Genomic DNA, 17,245 nt, shown 5'->3' with positions numbered 1-17,245 from the left:
CACCGATCGCAGTGTCCGCTCGACGTGGTTCGGGCGCGTCGCTACGCGCATGCGGCCACGCCCGCCGGCCGGGCGCTTCCTTGCGGCCCGGCACGCGCGCGCTACCGCAGCGGGGTGGTCACCCGGTCGCGTTGGTGGCCGGTCGCGGAATCGGAGGAGCCATCGTGAGAGTCGCACATCCCATGCACGCCCCACGCCCGGGCCTGGCAGCCGCGCTCGCCCTCGCCGTCGCGGGCGGTTGCCAGTGGAACGAGCACCAGACGGTCCCGGAGGAGTCGCTGGTGCAGCCGTCGTCGCCCACCCGCGCGACCGTCGACCGCATGCAGGAGACCCCCGGCAAGTTCTTCGGCCGCGAAGTCCGCCTGACCGGCGAGGTCGACCACGTCTTGAGCGACCGCGCGTTCACTCTCGAGGGCACCGGCTGGGCGTTCGGAGACGACATCACCGTGCTCACGCGGACGCCGGTGCGCTTCGCCGACAACATTCTTTCCCCCGACGACGAGCTCGTGGTTACCGGCGTCGTGCGTTCGTTCGCCGCCGCCGAGGTCGAGCCCGCCCTGGGGTGGGACGTCGAGCCGGAGCTCGAGGCGCTGCTGAAAGCTCGCCCCGTGGTGGTAGCGACCTCGATCCGTAGGGTCACGACCTTTGGCGCCGACGCCACCTGGAACGCGACCGACCAGGACGCGCCGCCGATCTTCTCGGTCGTCACCATCGTCGCCACCGAGGACCCCGGAGCGCTCGCCGGCCGACCGGTGGACCTGCGGCGCGAGCGGGTGCGCGAGCGGCTCGGACGCGGGCTGTGGATCGGCCCGAGCCAGAAGGCGCAGGTGTTCGTGGTACCCGCGGCGCTCCCGCCCGGGATCCAGCCCGGCGACTTCGTCGAAGTGCGCGGCACACTGCGCGGGATGCCGCGCAACCCCGGCAAGGCGTGGGACGTGCCGGCCCAGGCGACCGAGCCGCTGCTCGAGGAGGCGCTCTACATCGACGCCACCGATCTGCGCGTGCGGCCCACCCAGCGCCCGGGAGCGTGAGCGACCCGACCACGCCCGCGACGAACGCTGCGCTGGACCCGTCGCCGACAGGAAGCGGCCGGTGCCCCGGGGCCGTGGTTAACTCAGATCCCGAAGGCGCACTGGAAGCCGGCCCCGACCGTACATGACGTGAAGTCATCGCACGCTTCTTTGGCGCAGCTTTCGAGGTCATCGACCGCCTGGCCCTGCTCGTCGGCCATGCAGTCGCCCATCCGATCGACGCAGGTGGCCGTGCACTCGTCCGCGGCGATCTCGTCGTCGCACAAATGGGCCATCTGGCAGTAGGATTGACAGGCGGTGTCGATCTCGGTCTGGGTCGCGCCGCCGCCCCCGTCTCCGTCCTTGCCGCACCCGAGCACTCCGGCGAAAAGCATCGCAATCGCCGCTTGATACCGAGAATCAATGTTCCGCATCGTGATCTCCCGACCGGGGGATGTAACCGACGATACCCGCTCATGCAAGGGAAGCGGCGCGAACGATCCCGGCGTTCTGATCATTGGATCGTCGAGAGCGAGTTCGACGGCGAGACGCGGGCCGAGACTGGTGGCGAGCAGGGCCACCGCGAGGAACTCCGACTCACCGCGCCGCCCCGCGGGGGCCCGGTTCGTCGTGGAGCACGTCCTGCACGTACAGCATGTCGATCATCACCACCGCGGCGGCGAGCATCGGCGTCGACAGGGCCAGACCGAGTGCGCCGAGGAGGCCGCCGAGGACCACCTGGGTCCCGAGGATCAGGCCGGGCGGCAGCGAGATCGTCCGCTGTTGTACGAGCGGCGTGAGCACATAGCTCTCGGCGAGCTGGATCCCGCCGTACAACAGCAGCACATACCCGGCCGATGCCGCGCTCTGGGACAGCGCGACCAGAGCCGCCGGCACCACCGCCAGCACCGGACCGAAGTTGGGGATAAAGCCGAGGAGCCCCGCGATCAACCCGAGCGCCAGGGCGAGCGGGACCCCGAGCAGCCACAGCCCGAGGCCCGACAGCGCGGCGACCAGCGTCATCGATATCGCCTTACCCAGGATCCACCATCGGAGCGTCTCCCCGACCCGCCCCAGCACCTCCTGCGCCCGCAGTCGCCGTTCGGGTGGGATCAGGCGCACGAGGCCGTCGCGGTAGACCTGCGGCTGGGCGGCGAAGAAGAGGCCCAGGAAGGCCACGAGCACCGCGCTGACGAGCGCGCCGAAGGCCGTCGAGAACAGACCCGTCACACGCCTCACGACGCCCGATCCGCCGGCCAGCCGCGCCAACATGTCCTTGAGGACATCAGGGTTCGGGATCGCCTCGCCCAGCCAGCGGCCGAGCGAGCTCCCTCGCAGGCTCGCCCGCGCCTGCTCGAACGACGACGGCAGCGAGTCGACCAGCTCGCTCCATTGCTCGGAGAGCGCCGGCGCGAGCAGCAAGGCACCGAGGATCAGCGCTCCCGTCAACGCGAGACAGACGGCCGCCAGCGCCCAGCCGTGCGGCATTCCGGTCGAACGGCGGAGGAGACCGACGAGGCCGAGCAAGAGTTGGGCGACGAGGAGCCCGGCGAACACGAGCAACAGAAGATCGAGCGCGGCCCACCCGAAAACGAGGGCGACCGCGACGGCGGTCGCGCTCAGGATCAGGCGAATGGGCTCGTGCGGCATTGCGGATCGAGCGGGGTCCGGCCTCGCGCCCTTGGTTCATCACGGCGCACGGGTTCTCGGGCCCCGGCCGGTGTAGCGCCGTCGTCGTACGGCGCAACTCCTCGTGCGGTCGGGGCTGCCAGCGCTCGTGGCGGCGTTTCGTGCGCAGGACGACCGCTCCTCGCCGTCCCTCGCCCGACCCCGTCGCTTCGTCCGTCGGGCGAGACAGGAGCGGTCGCGCCGGCACAGCCGCGGCTTGTCTCTTCCGGGCCCTCGTCCACCCTCGGGCCATGCGAATGGTCGTCGTACGCGTCGTCATCGTCGCCGCGCTGGCGGCCGCTTGCTCGCGCACCGCGGCCGACCTCGCGGCGCCGGTCCAAGACGACGGGCACACGGGACCTGGCGCGCGTCCGTGCCCGGACGAGCCGCGCGGCGCGGATGCACCGGAGCAGGCGCCCGACGAGCGCGAGGAGCCGCCGCTGACCGTGTCGGGCATCGTCCTGTCTCCGACCTTCTCGGCGCAATGTCAGCTGCCTGCGACCCCGAAGGTGTTCTTCGCGTTCGACTCCGCCGACCTCGAGGGGCGCGACGTCGAGATGCTGCGTCGGGTCGCGACGTGCCTCACCGATGGGCCGCTGCGCGGCCACTCGATCGAGCTCGTCGGGCGCGCCGATCCTCGCGGCCGCGATCGGTACAACGAGCTGCTCGGTCGCTCGCGCGCCGACTCCGTCCGCGACTATCTGCGCCGCCAGGGCGTGCCGGAGTCGAACATGGTCGTGCGAGTCTCGGGCGAGGGCCTCGCCGATCCACTGTGGCCGCGCGGCTGGTCGTTCGATCGGCGGGTCGACATCCGTTTGCTCCGCTGACGAAGACATTGCTCGACACGACGGACAGCGCGCCCGCGGTGTCCGCGTCGCCGCGACGTCGGCTCACGTCCCCGGGCGCAACGGCTCACCCGGCAGCTCGCGCACCTCGGCGGCCTCGACGTAAACCACTTCTTCCAGCAGCCGGCCCTCTCGCTGCGGCAAGCCCCAGCGCCTCCTCGCGTCCCTCGGCATCGCCCGCACCGTCCCCGACACCTGGACGAAGTCGCCGGGCTGGATCCCCTCCGCCGGGCTCGCCGGCAGCACGAATACCTGGTTCTCGGGGCCGGGCCCGATCCACAGACCGCGACCCTGCGACGAGCGCACCTGCTCGCGCTCCAGAGCGACGTCGCGGCCGATCAGCCGGGCGCGGTCATCGGCGACGACGATCGTGAACACCGTGCGGATCGGCGGTACGGGCCGCGGCCGGCCGTCGGGGTACCAGGTGCTCTCGGGGCCGAACTCCCTGAGCCTGCGGATCGACGCGGCGATCAAGACCGGGCGCTCCTTCAGCCGCTCCACGAGCTCGCCGCCGACGTCCCGCCCGAGCGAGCGCTCGACCTCGGCGGCGCCGAACGGGTGCACGACCCCGTCGACGATGAGCACGTCGCCGCGGGCGAGCGGCTCGTCGGCGAACCGGACCGGCGTGTCCGTGAGCACCGCGATGTCGTCCCCGAAGGCCCAGCCGCTGCCCTCGAGCTCGAACACGCGGGGGCCGAAAAGCTCGTCGACCTCGCCGGCCAGCCGGACCTCCTTGCCATAGAACCGGCTCGGGTCGGCCTGGATACGGTCGATGCCCGGCGCGTGAGACGGGTACGAGGCCGGCGGCAGCGGGCCCTGCGGGGCGCTCGGGTCTGCCGGCGCCGTGCGCTGGCGTTCGTCCTGCTGACAGCCGCACGTCAGCGCCACGCCGAGCGCGGCCGCGGTGCTGCGACCGAGAATGTGCCGTGCCGATGTCATGGCCGATTGCTCCCGTCTTTGGCAGGTCAACGAACTGCGGCTCGGCACGGTCGGCGAAGCGGCTGCCCGAGCAGTCGACCGCGCGATGCGGGCCGACATGGTGTGGCGTCATAGCGCCGTTGCTCGCCCAGGCAAGGCAACGCGGGGGCGACGGCGGGGCCGCCCAGCTCGGGCTCTCGCAGCGTCGCGGGCGGGCCGGGAGCGATGCGACCGGGCTGCTCATGGCGGCGGCGCGCGGCGGGGGCGGCCGAAGCGGTGGCGCCAGAACACGTCGAGGCCGCCCACAGCGGCGTCGCCGAAGAACGTCTCGACCGACCAGCCGGGCGCGAAGCGGTACTCGACCTGCGCCTCGATGCGGTTCTGTCGCGGCGGGGCGTTGTGATGGTACGTGGTCTCGACGTAGATCGACTTCGACAGGTGCTTCCCCACCGTGAGCACCGGCTGCGTGATGTCGGCTGCGAAGCCGAGCTTGATGCGGTCGATGCCGAGGCGGCTCTCGGCGAAGCGGGCCAGCGTCGGGTTGCTGAAGTTGACGAGCAGGCCCGCCGCGCTGGCCTGCGCCTTCCTCGGGTCGGTCTCGTTGCTGTCGGCGCTGCCGCTGACGAGGAGCGAGAAGATCTGCGGCTCCGTCAGCGGCGGCTGCGAGCGCAGGTGCAGCTCGGGCCGGCTGAGACGCCCCCGGAGCGTCACCGTGACGTCCGCCTGCGGCGTCCGTGCTTCGGCGATCAGGTCGAGGAACGGATCGAGCCGATCGCCTCCTTCCGGCAAGAACACCCGGCCTTGCTCGATCCGGAACATCGTGCCCAGCAGCTCGAAGCGCCCGCGGTCGGCGCGAAGCTGGCCGCTGACGCGCGACTCGCCGTCCTCGCTCCGGGAGCGGACCCGGCCCGACCAGCGCATGTCCATCGAGGGGCCCTGAATGTGCATCGGCTGGGCGAGCTCGACGCTGAACGACAGATCGCGCTCCCCGTCCGCCTCGGACGCCGAAGCGAGGCCCGCCGCGGCCTCGTGCTCGTCGGCGGGATGAAACGCGTCGAACGGCCCGGACACGATCGTGACGTTCTCGTTCTCGGGGATCGGGGCCGGCGCAGGCGTGGTCAGGTCGGACACCCAGACCTCCGCGCCCGCGACCCGGATCCCGACCGAGAGCTCGTCCGGACGAACCACGAGGTCGGCCTTCGCCCGCGCGTCGACGGTCATCTGCGGCCAGCCCGGGCGCACCACCGGGAAGTCCTTCAGGCTCAGCCTGCCCGCTCCGACGAGCCCCCCTTTCGCCGGCAAGGTCGCCGAGCCGGTCGCCTGGATGCGCCCCTCGCCGCTCGTGGCAACCAGGCGATCGACGCGAAGCTCACGGTCGGCGGCGCGAAGGTCGGCGACGACGTCCTGGAAGCGCTGCTGGAGCGCCACAACGGTGACCGCCCCGTCACGCAGGTGCGCCTCGCCGCGGACGACCGGGCCGGCGATCTTGCCGTCGATGGCGAGGTCGGCGTCGAGCAGCCCGCGGAGGTCGTGGAGCGCGTCGGGGAGGAGCCCGCTCAGGTAGCGCAGATCGGTCCCACGGGCCTGCAACGCGCCGTGGATCGGGGTCGACAGCAGCTCGGCCTGCCCGCGGCGCACCGCGGGGATCGCCGCGTCGGCGTCGAGCGCGAGCGCGAGCGACGGCGCGCCGTCACGCCAGCCGAAGTCACCGCGCAGTCGCTGCCCGAAGTCGTCGACGTCGAGCCGCAGCGCGACGGGCGTGGTACCGAGCCCGGGGCGCCCGAGCGCGCCGGTGAGCGAGGCGTGCGCCCGCAGTTGCTCGCGATCGATGTCGACACGGGCGTGGAGGTCGAGGTCGGCCAGCGTGTCGCGCGGCAGGGCGTCGACCGAATCGAACAGCGAGGGGTCGACGCCGGTGAGGTCGAGGTGCAGCGAGCTCGGGCCGCTCGCCCCCCACGCCACCGCAGGGGCGTCGAGATCGACGTCGAGCGGCGCGCGGGCGTCGAGGTAGAGCTCCCCGCAGCGGCCCACTCGCCCCTGGCCCGTCAGCGTCGCCGTGCCGTCGCGCAGCGCGAGGTCGGCCCGGAGGTTGCCGAGCGGCGCGCCCTCGTACGCGAGGTCGTCGACGACGACGGCTCCGAGCGCCTGCGGGGCCTCTCCCGGGCCCACGAGGCGCAGGTGGACCTCCGTGCGGCCGTCGACCTCCAGGCCGGCGAGGGCGCGCAGCGCGGCCAGGTCGAACCCTTGCACATCGAGCTCGAGCGCGTACCACCCATCAGGACGCCAGACCCGACGACCCACCCCGACGTGGATCGGGGCGAAGCCCTGCAGCGCCAGGCGGCCCACGGGACCCTCGCCCCCGAGCTCGATCGTCGTGCCGCCCGCCCCCGCGGCGGCGCTCATGCGATATGTCCCGAAGGACATGTCGCCGATCCGCAGCCCCTTGACCCGCGCCCGCGCCTCGATCTCCGGCGCCGTCGCCGGCCCCGACAGCTCGGCCGCGGCGCTCACCCGCCCGTCGAGGTGGTGGTGCGCCAGGACGGAGTCGAGCTGCGCCGCCAGGTCGAGCTCCTCGACCCGCAGCGACGCGCGATGCTCCTGCTCGCGTCGCCATGCGACGGTCGCGTGCGGCACGTCGAGCGCGACGGGGAGCGCGAATTCCAGCCGGGCCCGGCCGCCAGCGCGCACGAGCGTGGCGCGGCCGCGCAGCCGCTCGTCGCGCTGGGCGAGGGACAGCTCGAGGCGGCCGAGCGGGACCTCGGCGAGGGAGAGGCCGTGCCCGCGCCAGGCGCCGGTGAGCGCCACCCGGTCGTCGCCGTCGTAGCGCAGGACGCCGTCGACGCGCCCGCCCGCCTGCAGCCCGGGGATCCAGCGGGTGAGCCGGCGCAGTTGCAGCGCCTCGACCTGCAGCAGCGCGCGTGCCCCCTCGTCGCCGATCGACCATGCCCCACGGGACAGGTTCAACCGCAGGGGAAACTCCGCCCGGAGCGCGGCACGGCGGGCGAGCGGGCCGCGCAGGCCGGCCGCGACGGACGCCCGATCGTCGGCGAGACTCGCGGCCAGGCCGATGTCGCCGATCGCCAGGCCGCGCAGGCCGGCGCCGCGGACCCCGAGATCGGCGCGGAACGTCAACGATTCCGGCCGCCCGCGCAAGTACACGTCCGCCGAGGCGAGCCCGGCCGGGCGTAAACCCGGCGCGAGCGGCTCGAGCGAGGCGAGCCGGACGTCGTCGACGTCGAGGCGGAGGTCGCTGGGGCCGTCGAGGTCGGCGATGCCGTGAAGCGCGACCCGTCCTCCTCCCACCGCGAGGCGCAGTCGATCGACCTCCAGGCTCCGCGCCCGTAGCAGCGCGCGCGCCGGCTGCTCGAGGGCGATCCGGGTGCGCCCCACCTCGAGCTCGAGCGCGTCGAGGTCGACGCCGACTGCTCGACCTGTCGTCACGGACAGATCGACGCGGGCTCGCTCTCCGGCCCCGGCTCGCCCGTCGGACGCGGCGGCGCGCAGCCGAGCGCGCAGCGGCGGGAGCTCGACCCCGAGCGGAGTCGGGACAGGCTCGGTGCCGGCGGCGACCACGGCGAGCGCGAGTTCGGCGCGCTCAAGGCTTCGCCGTCCCTGCCGCACATCGCGGGCCGCCACCGCGAGTGCCCCTTGCGACATGTCCCCGAGGACATCGATGTCGACCCGCGCGTGCCCGACCGAGACGCCCGCCGCGGCGAGGCGGCGCAGCTCGAGCGCGGCGTGACAGCGGACGGGCGAGCCGGCGCACGCGCCCCTACCGGTGAGGGCGCCGCGGACGGCCGGCACGGTCGGGAAGAAGCGGCGAGCGATCGTCGCCGTGCGCGCGAGTGCGGGCGCCTCCAGCCGCCACTCGAGCGCGTACAGCCGGTCGCTGGCGGCGCGGACCTCGGCCGACGCCGACATCCCCGCGAGCGACATGGATGTCTCGAGGGACAGGATCCTGGCGTGGCGCTCGAGGACGCCATCGACCGCCAGCGACACCTCGCCCAGCCCGTCGCAGGCGGCGCAGCGGAGCTCGCCCGCGAGGTCCAGGCGGGCTTCGTCGCGCTCGCGCAGCCGCAGCGACAGCGTCGGGCGCACCCGGCCGACGAGGCCGTCGGTCCACGGCCCCAGATCGGCGTCGACGACCGCGCTCACGTCGGCCCGCGGCGTCTCGTGCCACGCCCCGGTGCCCGTCAGCGTCAGCTCGGCGTTCGCGGTGCGGACCTGCGCCTCGGCCCACATGTCCTCGGGGTCACCTTCCGCGGCGGCCTCGAGCTCCACGCGCGAGCCGAGCCGGCGCAACGTCTCGCCGGCCGTGGACGGCAAGAGCCCGGCGACGACGGGGACTGCCGCTGCCGCGCGCAGCCGGGCCCAGCCACGCAGCCGGCGCACGTCGAACCGCGCCTCCGGCACGAACAGCTCAGCGCCGTCGAACCGGACCCACGACGCGTCGAGCGCCGCCACCGGCGAGGCCCAGCGCGCGCGCAGCCGGAGCTCGCGGATCGGCGGCGCGCCGTTCACCCGGGCGCTCCCGTGCATGACATCGACGAGCGCCGCGCGGCCGCTCCCGCGCAGCCGCGCGTCGAGCTCGATCGCCTCGGCCAGCCGCACGCCGTCGGCACCGTGAATCACCCCGTCGCGCACACGCATGGTGACGTCGAGCGCGAGCGGCAAGTCCGGGCCCGGCGGCGCAGACCTGTCCTCGGGGACATCTGGCCCGGGCGGCGCGAGATCTGCGAAGCCGCCGGCGTCGTCGCCGACGAGGTGGACGTGTGGACGCTCGACACGGAGCGCGTCGACGCGGACCTCCCCACCGAGGAGCGCCCACGGCGACCATTCGACCGCGATCGCCTCGGCCGTGACGAGCGCACGTCCGGCCCGGTCGGACAGGACGACCCCGCGCAGGGTAAAGCGGCCGAGCAGGCGCCCCTCTGCCCCCTCGACGCTGATCGCCCCGGCGATCCGCCGCTCGTACAGCGGCACGCCGAGCGCGAGCACCAGCCGGAGGCCGGAGGTGGTCGCGAGCGCGAAGCCGAGGACGAGCAGGACGAGGAGGACGACCGCCCCGAGCGCGAGCAGCAGCTTGCGGACCCATCGCCTGCGCTTTCCCATGACATCGGCCCCCTCGTGCACCGCCGCGCTGTGGGCATTCAGACGCGCGCGCGCTCGACCTCCGGTCCCGTCGTTTGTCCCGGCCGAGCCGCCGTCTCCCTCGCGGCTGGCGCTGCCGGTCCCCTGGCGCCCTCGATCAGCTGCCCGAGCACGGCCGTGACGGCGACGAGCGCCGCGAGCGCGAGCAGGACCGGGGTCCAGGCGGCGCCGTCCAGCCGCACGAGCCCGAACGCCTGCGCGAGCGGCGTGTACAGGACGGCGAGCTGCAGCGCGAGGCTGACGGCCACGGCGGCGAGCAGCCAAAGGTTCGACAGCGCGCGCTGGCCGAATCCGGCGCGGATGACCTGGAGGACCGTCAGCTCGCCGAGCACCAGGAGCGAGAACAGCTGGGTCTGCGCGCGCGCGAGACCGTGGCCGGCGCCGAGGGTGGTGAAGAACACCGGCAGGCCCGCGGCCGTGAGGGCGACGCCGATGCCCACTGCGTAGGCGGCGACGCGCCGGTCGAGGACGCCGCGCCCGCGCGGTCGAGGCCGGCGCTTCATGATGCCGGGCACCCGCGGGTCGACGCCGAGGGCCAGCGCAGGCAGGCCGTCGGTCACGACGTTGACCCAGAGCAGCATGACCGGGGTCAGGACCAGCGCCTCGGGCTGACCGGCGAAGGCGTCGGGGAACAGAGCGCTGCCGAGGATCACGCCGACGAGCACGATGAGGACCTCGCCGACGTTGGCCGACAGCAGGAACGCGACGAACTTCTGGATGTTGTCGAAGGTCCCGCGGCCCTGCGCTATCGCGTCGCGGAGCGTCACGAAGTCGTCGTCCTGCAGCACCATGTCCGCGGCCTCCTTGGCGACGTCCGTCCCGCGCTGACCCATGGCCACGCCGACGTCGGCGTGGCGGAGCGCCGGCGCGTCGTTGACCCCGTCTCCGGTCATGGCGACGCGATGGCCCTGCGCCTGCAGCGTCCGCAGCAGCTTCAGCTTGTGGCTCGGCGACACGCGCGCGAACACGTCCGTCGCCGCCAGCAGGTCGGCGAGGGCCGCGTCCGGGAGCGCGTCGACATCCTTGCCGGTCGCCGCCCGCGCCGACTCGAACCCGAGCTGGGCGGCGATCGCCCTGGCGGTCACGGCGTTGTCGCCGGTCAGCATGATGACGCGGATACCGGCGGCGCGGCAGTCCTCGACCGCCGCGCGGACCTCGGGGCGCGGCGGGTCGAGCATCCCCTGGAGGCCGAGGAACACGTGGTTCGACTCGAGCGCCGCCTCGTCCGCGAGCTCGTGCTCGGCGACCTCCTTGTACGAGCAAGCGAGCACGCGCAGCGCGTCCTCGGCGAAGGCCTCGATCGATCGGGTGAGCTCGGCCCGCGTCGCCTCGTCGAGCGGTCGCGCCTCGCCGTCGACCAGCACGCGGTTGCAGCGCTGCAGCAGCGTCTCCGGGGCGCCCTTCATGAAGGCGCGCCGCGGCTCGCCGGCGACGACCACGGTCATGCGCTTGCGCTCCGACGAGAACGCGACCTCGTGCAAGCGCTCGACCTCCGGTCGGACCCCGAGTCGCTCGGCGACGACCCGCAGCGCGACCTCGGTCGGATCGCCGGACGGCCCGCGTCCGTCGGCCCCGCCCAGCTCGGCGTCGTTGGCGATCGCGCCGCACCGCAGCAACGGGGCCACGCGCGCCGGCTCGACGGGCTCGCCGTCGCGCCGCAGCTCCATGCCGTCGCCCGCCTGCGCGACCTCGTAGACCGCGCCGGCGAACCACAGCCGCCGCACGGTCATGCGATTCTCGGTCAGCGTCCCGGTCTTGTCGGTGACGATCACATCGATCGACCCGAGGCTCTCGACGACGGCGAGGCGGCGGACGAGCGCCCGCTGGGTCGAGAGCTTGCGCGCGCCGATGGCCAGCGCGAGCGTCACGATCGCCGGCAAGCCCTCCGGCACCACCGCCACGGCCAGCGTGATCGCCAGCATCAACGTCGTCACCGGTCCGGCCGCCGTCAGCCACCAGGTCGCCGCGGCGACGACGACGATCACGAGCCCGGCGGCGAATCCGAGGCGTCTGCCGAGGCGGTCGACCTCGTCCTGGAACGGCGTGTGACGGGCGTCGGGTCGCTGGATCTCCCGCGCGATCGCCCCGACCTCGGAGCGCATCCCCGTGGCCACCACCAGCGCCTTGCCGCGGCCGCGCACGACGTCGGTGTTCATGAACACCATGCTGGTCCGCTCGGCCAGGGATATGTCCTCGGGGACAGGCGTTGATTCCTTGGCGAGCTTGCCGCTCTCGCCGGTCAGCGCCGCCTCGACCGTCTCGAGGCTCTGGGCCGCGAGTACGCGCGCGTCCGCCGGGACCCGGTCGCCCTCCTCGAGCAGGATGACGTCGCCCGGCACCAGCCTCGTCGCTGGCAGCCGCGTCCGCTCGCCGCCGCGGATGACGGTCGCTTCGGGGGTCGACAGCTCGCGCAGCGCCTCCATCGCCCGCTCGGCGCGGAAGTCCTGGAAGAACCCGAACCCCGCGTTGGCGAGCACGAGCACGACGATCAGCAGCGCCTCGGTGTACTGCGGTTCGCGGCCCGGCAGCAGCCCGACGCCGAGCGACAGCGCGGCCGCGCCGAGGAGCAGGTACACGGGGACGCTGCGGAACTGCGCGGCGAGGAGCGCGAGCCACGAGACCGTCTCGCCGCGCTGAATCACGTTCTCGCCGTACTCGGCGAGGCGGCGCTCCGCCTGCTCCGGCGCCAGCCCCACGGCCGCGTCGCTGCCGAGGGCGGCGAGCGCCTGCGCAGTCTCCAAGTCGTGCCAGCGCGCCGGCGCGCCGGCTCGGACCTCGGCGAGCCTGGAGTCGTCTCGCGGCGCCGTCACGCGGGCGTCCCTCCCCGCTCGTCCCCGGTCAGGCCGAACCGACGCCATTGCCCCCGCGGCACGATGCAGACCTGGCCGGCCACGCCCACGCGGGCCTCCGGCGCGCTACCGCCGACGTACTCGACCTCGACGGCGCGCTGCGTGATGTGGACGTCGAGCAAGGCGCCGCGGACCCAGAAGCGCGTGCGCAAGCCGGACAGCGCATCGGGGAGCCGGGGGTCGAGCCACAGCGTGCCGTCGCGCACGCTCACGCCGGTATAACCCCGCTTGATGAGGTCGACGGCGCCGGCCATGGCGCCGAGGTGGATGCCCTCGGGCGTCGTCCCGCCCTGGATGTCGTCGATGTCCGAGCGGAGCGTCTCGCGGCACAACGTGAACGAGCGCGCGCGGTCGCTGCGTGCGAGCACCCAGGCGTGGACGAGCCGCGACAGGGTCGAGCCGTGCGAGGTGCGACGCAGGTAATAATCGATGTTTTCGGCGATCCACTCCGCCTCGAAGGTATGGCCCATCGACGCGAGCAACCCGATCAGCTCGTCGGCGCCGAACAGGTAGAAGAGCATCAGCACGTCGGCCTGCTTGCTCGCCTTGTAATGATTGGGCGAGTCGCCCTCCGCCTCGAGGATCAGGTCGAGGCGGTGGACGTCGCCGTAGCGCGCTCGGTAGCCGTCCCAGTCGAGCTCGCGCAGCTCCTCGTAGCCCGCGAACTGGCTGATGATGTGCCCGCCGAGGAACGGGACGTGAAGCCGCATCGCGACCTCCTGCCAGCGGCGCCGATCGACCTCGTCGACGCCCAGCTCGTCGAGCAGCTCCTCGCGGCGCTCGCCGTCCAGCTCACCCAGCGCTCGTTCCGCGGTGCGCAGGCACCACGCGGCCATCACATTGGTGTAGGCGTTGTCGTCGAGCCCGACCCTCGCTGCGCCAGGATACGCAGTGTGGAACTCGTCAGGCCCGACGACCCCGCGGATCCGGTAGCGGGCGAGCGCCGGATCCCACGCGGCAATGCTGGCCCAGAACCGCGCGATCTCGACCAGCACCTCGGCGCCGTGACGCGCGAGCCACATCGCGTCACCGGTCACCTCGTAGTACTCCCAGATGTTCCATGCGACCGCGGCGTTGATGTGGTGCTGCAGCTCGGTGTCGTCGACGATCCAGCGGCCGGAGCGCGGGTTCAGGTAGGCGGTGGGCGTCTCCTCGCGGCCGGACGAGCCGCTCTGCCACGGGAACGCCGCGCCGGCGTGGCCGAGCGCGCGGGCCCGACGACGCGCGGCGTCGAGGCGGCGACAGCGGTACATCAGCAGCGCGCGCGTCAACTCGGGGGCGCCGTAATTCAGGAGCGGGAAGATGAACAGCTCGTCCCAGAAGATGTGACCGCGATAGGCCTCGCCGTGGAGGCCTCGGGCGGGCACTCCGACGTCGCGGTCGATCACGTGGGGCGAGGCGACCTGCAGCAGGTGAAACAGGTGGAGACGGAGCAGCCGGTTGGTCTCCTCGTGCCCGACCCCGAGGTCGATGTCGAAGCGGCGCCACAGCCGCGACCACGCCCGCACGTGCGCCGTGAACAACGCGTCGAAGCCGGGCGCCTGAGCGATGCGGACCCGCCCGTCGGCGAGCGGCTCGGACGTCGCCGGATCGCGCGATTCGACCAGCGTCACCACTTTCTCGAGCGCGACCGGACGGCCCTGGACCGCGTCGAGCGCGAACACTTGAAAGACACAGTCGTCGAGGTCCTGATGGGTACGGACGACCTCCGAGCCGCCGAGGCCGTCCTCGAGGACGGTGCGGGCGACCTGCGCCAGACGCAGCTGCGATTGTCGGGTGCGCGCGAGCAGCCACATCACCTCGCCCGCGTGCCCGCTCGCCTCGACGACGAGGTGGTCGCCGCGCAGCGGACGGTAGCGGGCGACGTTGTCGTTCTTGACCGCGCCGTCGAGGCCGGAGCGGATCTCGAGCGGACCCGACCAGTCGAGCGGAACCAGCTCCCACCGGATCGCCGCCACGTCTGGGTCGTGCATGCTGACGAAACGGCGGCTCACGAGCTCGCTCGTGCGACCCTCGCCGTCGCGCACCCGCGTGCGCCGGGCCAGCTCGCCGCGGCGAAAGTCGAGCGTGACCGTGTGCGCGAGCACCTCGACAGCATCGAGCGACAGCCAGGAGCCGCCACCGGGACGGAAGGAGATCCGCAGCCAGTTCGGCCAGTTAACAAGATCCTCGTGGACCATAGGCCGCCCGAGCACCTCCGACGCGAGCCGGTCGTACCCCCCGGAGAGGTATGTGCCGGGGTCATGCGAGACGTCGGCGCGCGCCTCCTCGAGTGCGCCTCGCGTCCCGAACCGGCCGTTGCCGAGCGTGCACAGCGACTCACGCAGGCGCTGCTCGGCCGGCTCCCAGCCGGCATACTCCAGCTGCCACGCGGGGCTCTCGCCGACCGGACCGCCGGCCAGGGCGAGTTCGGCGAGTTCGTCGAGGGAGCGCACGACGAGGTCGGCTCCGTGCTCGCGCAGCGCCTCGGCGCCGCCCTCGCGGGCGACCCCGACCACCATGCCGAAGCCCTCGTCGACGGCCGCCGCGATGCCCGCGACCGAGTCCTCGACGACGAGCGCGCGTCCCGGCTCCACCCCGAGCCGTCGCGCCGCCTCCCGCAACAGCCCGGCCTTCCCGTGGAGACCCAGATCGAGCGCCGCGCGCCCATCGACGCGGGTGTCGCATAAATGCTCGAGGCCGCCGGCCCGGAGCACGGCCGCGGCGTTGCGGCTCGCCGACACGAACGCCACCGGGATACCGGCGCGCCGCCACGCCCGCACCCGACGCGTCGCGTCGCCGAAGACTTCGACGCCCTCATGGGCCAGCAGCGCGCGGAAGCTCCGGTCCTTGCTCGCGGCCAGCGCCTCGGCCTCGTCCGTCGACACGGCGATCCCACGCGCCGCAAGGAAGTCGCGCAGGCCGTCGACGCGCGGCTTCCCGTCGACGTACGCCCGGTAGTCCGCCGAGGTGAACGGCCGCGGGTCGCCGCGGCGCTGCAGCTCCGCGTCGAACAGCTGCCTCCAGGCCCGCTCGTGTTGAGCCGCCGTGCGCGTGAGTACGCCGTCGACATCGAGAATCGCGGCCGCCACGCCCTCCGCGGGCGAGCGGCTGGGACGTCCGCCATTGCGAGGATCCGCGAATCCAGGAGCGCTCCTTCGCACCGCTCGAGCGAAGCACAAGAACCCCGACGGGCGAATCGGTCCTACCGCCGAACGTCCGTTGGACTCGACCGCATTGGGCCGGCAGGACCCCGCGAAGCCGCGGAGACGCGGGCGACGCCCGGACGATGTGGCGGCCTTCGTCGTCCCTCGTGAATGTTCGTCGTACACAGGCGGGGGGAGCGCTCGCAGCGACCTCGTCACTGCGGCCAGATCAGCGAGAAGACCGCGAGCGCTGCCAATCCCAGCAAAAGCATGGCCGCGGCGAGCAGCACGGGCCAGCGGAAGAACAACGGCCGCTCGCCCTCGCCGCGCGCGTAAAGCCGACGCGCCCACCACCAGCGGCCGATCCTGGGGTCGTCGGGCCGGGGCGTCAGCGGGTCGTGCGACTCCCCTGCACCCGGTCGCAATGTCGCTGCCATACGCTCCTCCCCTGGTGCATGCGATGATTCGCCATCAGCGAGCATACGACGGCCCGCCCCTGATTCAATCGCAGCAGGTCGAATTTGCTCGCGGTCCGCGAGCTCGCGGAGCCCTCGTCGGGCTCGCCGCGGGGCGAGTGCTGCGCCGGGCCGATCGGCGTCGCAGCCGTGTTCTACGCCGGGCTCGCCCGGCAGCGCACCGACATGGCCGAGATCTGGTCGATGACGAGCCTGCTCGTGTTCACCTCGGTCGTGATGCACGCCTGACGGCCACTTCATTCACGGGTCCGTGCGGCCGCGGGCGCGGCGCTCGGCCGGATGACGGCTGAGCGCCTGCCGGGAGACACAATGGCGAGCGTACGGCGTCGAGCCATACCTAGGCGCGTGCGCCAGATGCAGATCCAGGTCGCCGAGGCAGCCGTCACCCGCGTGCTCAGGCTGGCGCGGCCGTATCAGTCCGCGCCCCCCCCTCGCGCTGCCCCTCACGGCCGTCGTGGGCGCGCGCGACCGGCTCCTGCTGCTCGAGCTGCCGACCGATCGGCTGTCGATTCCCCAGGCTCATCATTCGGACGGGCTCGCTGCGAGCGACAGGTGAGTATAGCTTCTCGTTGAATTCGTCATCCAACAAAGGAAGGTTCGAATCATGAATCAAGCTGCGATTGTCGTCCTCACGCTCGCGCTCGCCGTCGCGTGCGATCCGCAGAAGTCCGTCCCAGAAGGCGAGGTGAAGAAGGGCGCTTCCCCCCCGGCCCGGGTCGAGGCGTCGGAGGGCCGCTTCGCCAGCCTCTCCGAGTGTCTGAACTCCTGCGAAAAAACGGAGACGATCCCGACCAATCGCGAGACTTGCCGGCTCAACTGCGACACAGCATACGGCGCCGCAGCCCGCGCCACCGTCCCCGAGGACGACGCGATCGCTCGCGTCGCCCGCTGTCTGGGCCGCTGCCAGGGCGCCGAGGGGGCTCCCGACGAGTGCGCCAGATCGTGCAAGGCGACCGCGGCCCAGGCAGCATCGCCGCCACCGCCCGCTGTGCTCGAGCGCCTCGATACCTGTATTGCAGGGTGTTACGCAGACAAGGACGTCCGGCCGACCGATCGTGCAACATGCGAGCTCAACTGCGCTCAGGTGGCCCGCACCGTCGCCACCCCCCCATGACCGGCCCCTGCTCAGCATCTACGCTGACTCGCTGCCGCGACCGAAGTCGGGGGGCGGCAGGCCCGCGCGAGCGGCCCCGGCCGGCCCAG

General features: G+C 73.0%; 11 protein-coding genes. 4 read left to right on the top strand and 7 right to left on the bottom strand.

The window, feature by feature from the left end; genetic code table 11:
* Window positions 1-182: 182 nt before the first annotated feature.
* Window positions 183-1,031: a hypothetical protein gene (locus K7C98_RS41310; protein ID WP_224197443.1), complete on the top strand. Its 849-nt coding sequence runs from the start codon at window positions 183-185 to the stop codon at window positions 1,029-1,031.
* A gap of 83 nt (window positions 1,032-1,114) precedes the next feature.
* Here the strand turns inward: K7C98_RS41310 and K7C98_RS41305 are convergent, their stop codons facing one another.
* Both K7C98_RS41305 and K7C98_RS41300 read right to left on the bottom strand, forming a co-directional pair.
* Window positions 1,115-1,591: a hypothetical protein gene (locus K7C98_RS41305; protein WP_224197442.1), complete on the bottom strand. Its 477-nt coding sequence runs from the start codon at window positions 1,589-1,591 to the stop codon at window positions 1,115-1,117.
* Between the two features lie 16 nt (window positions 1,592-1,607).
* The gene (locus K7C98_RS41300; RefSeq protein ID WP_224197441.1) at window positions 1,608-2,660 is read right to left on the bottom strand and encodes an AI-2E family transporter; all 1,053 of its coding nucleotides are present in this window, start codon (window positions 2,658-2,660) and stop codon (window positions 1,608-1,610) included.
* 269 nt (window positions 2,661-2,929) lie between these two features.
* Here K7C98_RS41300 and K7C98_RS41295 point away from each other — a divergent pair, with 269 nt between their 5' ends.
* Complete coding sequence (locus K7C98_RS41295; RefSeq protein ID WP_224197440.1) at window positions 2,930-3,505, top strand: OmpA family protein; 576 nt, start codon at window positions 2,930-2,932, stop codon at window positions 3,503-3,505.
* A 63-nt stretch (window positions 3,506-3,568) separates the two neighbouring features.
* On the opposite strand, the gene K7C98_RS41290 is transcribed toward K7C98_RS41295, so the two are convergent.
* From K7C98_RS41290 to K7C98_RS41270, 5 genes are all read right to left on the bottom strand, one after another.
* Window positions 3,569-4,462, bottom strand: a complete 894-nt coding sequence (locus tag K7C98_RS41290; RefSeq protein WP_224197439.1) for a hypothetical protein — start codon at window positions 4,460-4,462, stop codon at window positions 3,569-3,571.
* Window positions 4,463-4,681: 219 nt separating this feature from the next.
* Window positions 4,682-9,553, bottom strand: a complete 4,872-nt coding sequence (locus K7C98_RS41285) for a translocation/assembly module TamB (RefSeq protein WP_224197438.1) — start codon at window positions 9,551-9,553, stop codon at window positions 4,682-4,684.
* 38 nt (window positions 9,554-9,591) lie between these two features.
* Entirely contained in the window at window positions 9,592-12,402 is a 2,811-nt protein-coding gene (locus K7C98_RS41280; RefSeq protein WP_224197437.1) for a cation-translocating P-type ATPase, read from the bottom strand.
* A complete protein-coding gene (locus K7C98_RS41275; RefSeq protein ID WP_224197436.1) occupies window positions 12,399-15,512 on the bottom strand; it encodes an HAD family hydrolase in 3,114 nt (1,037 codons plus the stop codon). The genes K7C98_RS41280 and K7C98_RS41275 overlap by 4 nt, the downstream gene beginning before the upstream one ends.
* 269 nt (window positions 15,513-15,781) lie before the next feature.
* Window positions 15,782-16,003, bottom strand: coding sequence for a hypothetical protein (locus K7C98_RS41270; RefSeq protein WP_224197435.1), 222 nt, complete (start codon window positions 16,001-16,003; stop codon window positions 15,782-15,784).
* A gap of 84 nt (window positions 16,004-16,087) precedes the next feature.
* On the opposite strand from K7C98_RS41270, the gene K7C98_RS41265 reads away from it, so the two are divergent.
* Window positions 16,088-16,270 (top strand): hypothetical protein, encoded by a 183-nt coding sequence (locus tag K7C98_RS41265; RefSeq protein ID WP_224197434.1) that lies wholly within the window; start codon window positions 16,088-16,090, stop codon window positions 16,268-16,270.
* Window positions 16,271-16,646: 376 nt separating this feature from the next.
* Entirely contained in the window at window positions 16,647-17,156 is a 510-nt protein-coding gene (locus K7C98_RS41260; protein ID WP_224197433.1) for a hypothetical protein, read from the top strand.
* The last annotated feature ends 89 nt before the right edge of the window (window positions 17,157-17,245 follow it).

The organism is Nannocystis pusilla, assembly GCF_020073745.1.
Taxonomy (GTDB): domain Bacteria; phylum Myxococcota_A; class Polyangia; order Nannocystales; family Nannocystaceae; genus Nannocystis; species Nannocystis radixulma.
The sequence above is the reverse complement of the archived record's forward strand: the minus strand, read 5'-3'. Positions and strand labels throughout refer to the sequence as shown.

What these genes read in the sequence shown, in the direction of transcription:
- K7C98_RS41310 (WP_224197443.1), top strand. Translation starts at nt 183, where the DNA reads ATGCACGCCCCACGCCCGGGCCTGGCAGCCGCGCTCGCCCTCGCCGTC.
- K7C98_RS41300 (WP_224197441.1), bottom strand. Translation starts at nt 2,660, where the DNA reads ATGCCGCACGAGCCCATTCGCCTGATCCTGAGCGCGACCGCCGTCGCG.
- K7C98_RS41295 (WP_224197440.1), top strand. Translation starts at nt 2,930, where the DNA reads ATGCGAATGGTCGTCGTACGCGTCGTCATCGTCGCCGCGCTGGCGGCC.
- K7C98_RS41290 (WP_224197439.1), bottom strand. Translation starts at nt 4,462, where the DNA reads ATGACATCGGCACGGCACATTCTCGGTCGCAGCACCGCGGCCGCGCTC.
- K7C98_RS41285 (WP_224197438.1), bottom strand. Translation starts at nt 9,553, where the DNA reads ATGGGAAAGCGCAGGCGATGGGTCCGCAAGCTGCTGCTCGCGCTCGGG.
- K7C98_RS41270 (WP_224197435.1), bottom strand. Translation starts at nt 16,003, where the DNA reads ATGGCAGCGACATTGCGACCGGGTGCAGGGGAGTCGCACGACCCGCTG.
- K7C98_RS41260 (WP_224197433.1), top strand. Translation starts at nt 16,647, where the DNA reads ATGAATCAAGCTGCGATTGTCGTCCTCACGCTCGCGCTCGCCGTCGCG.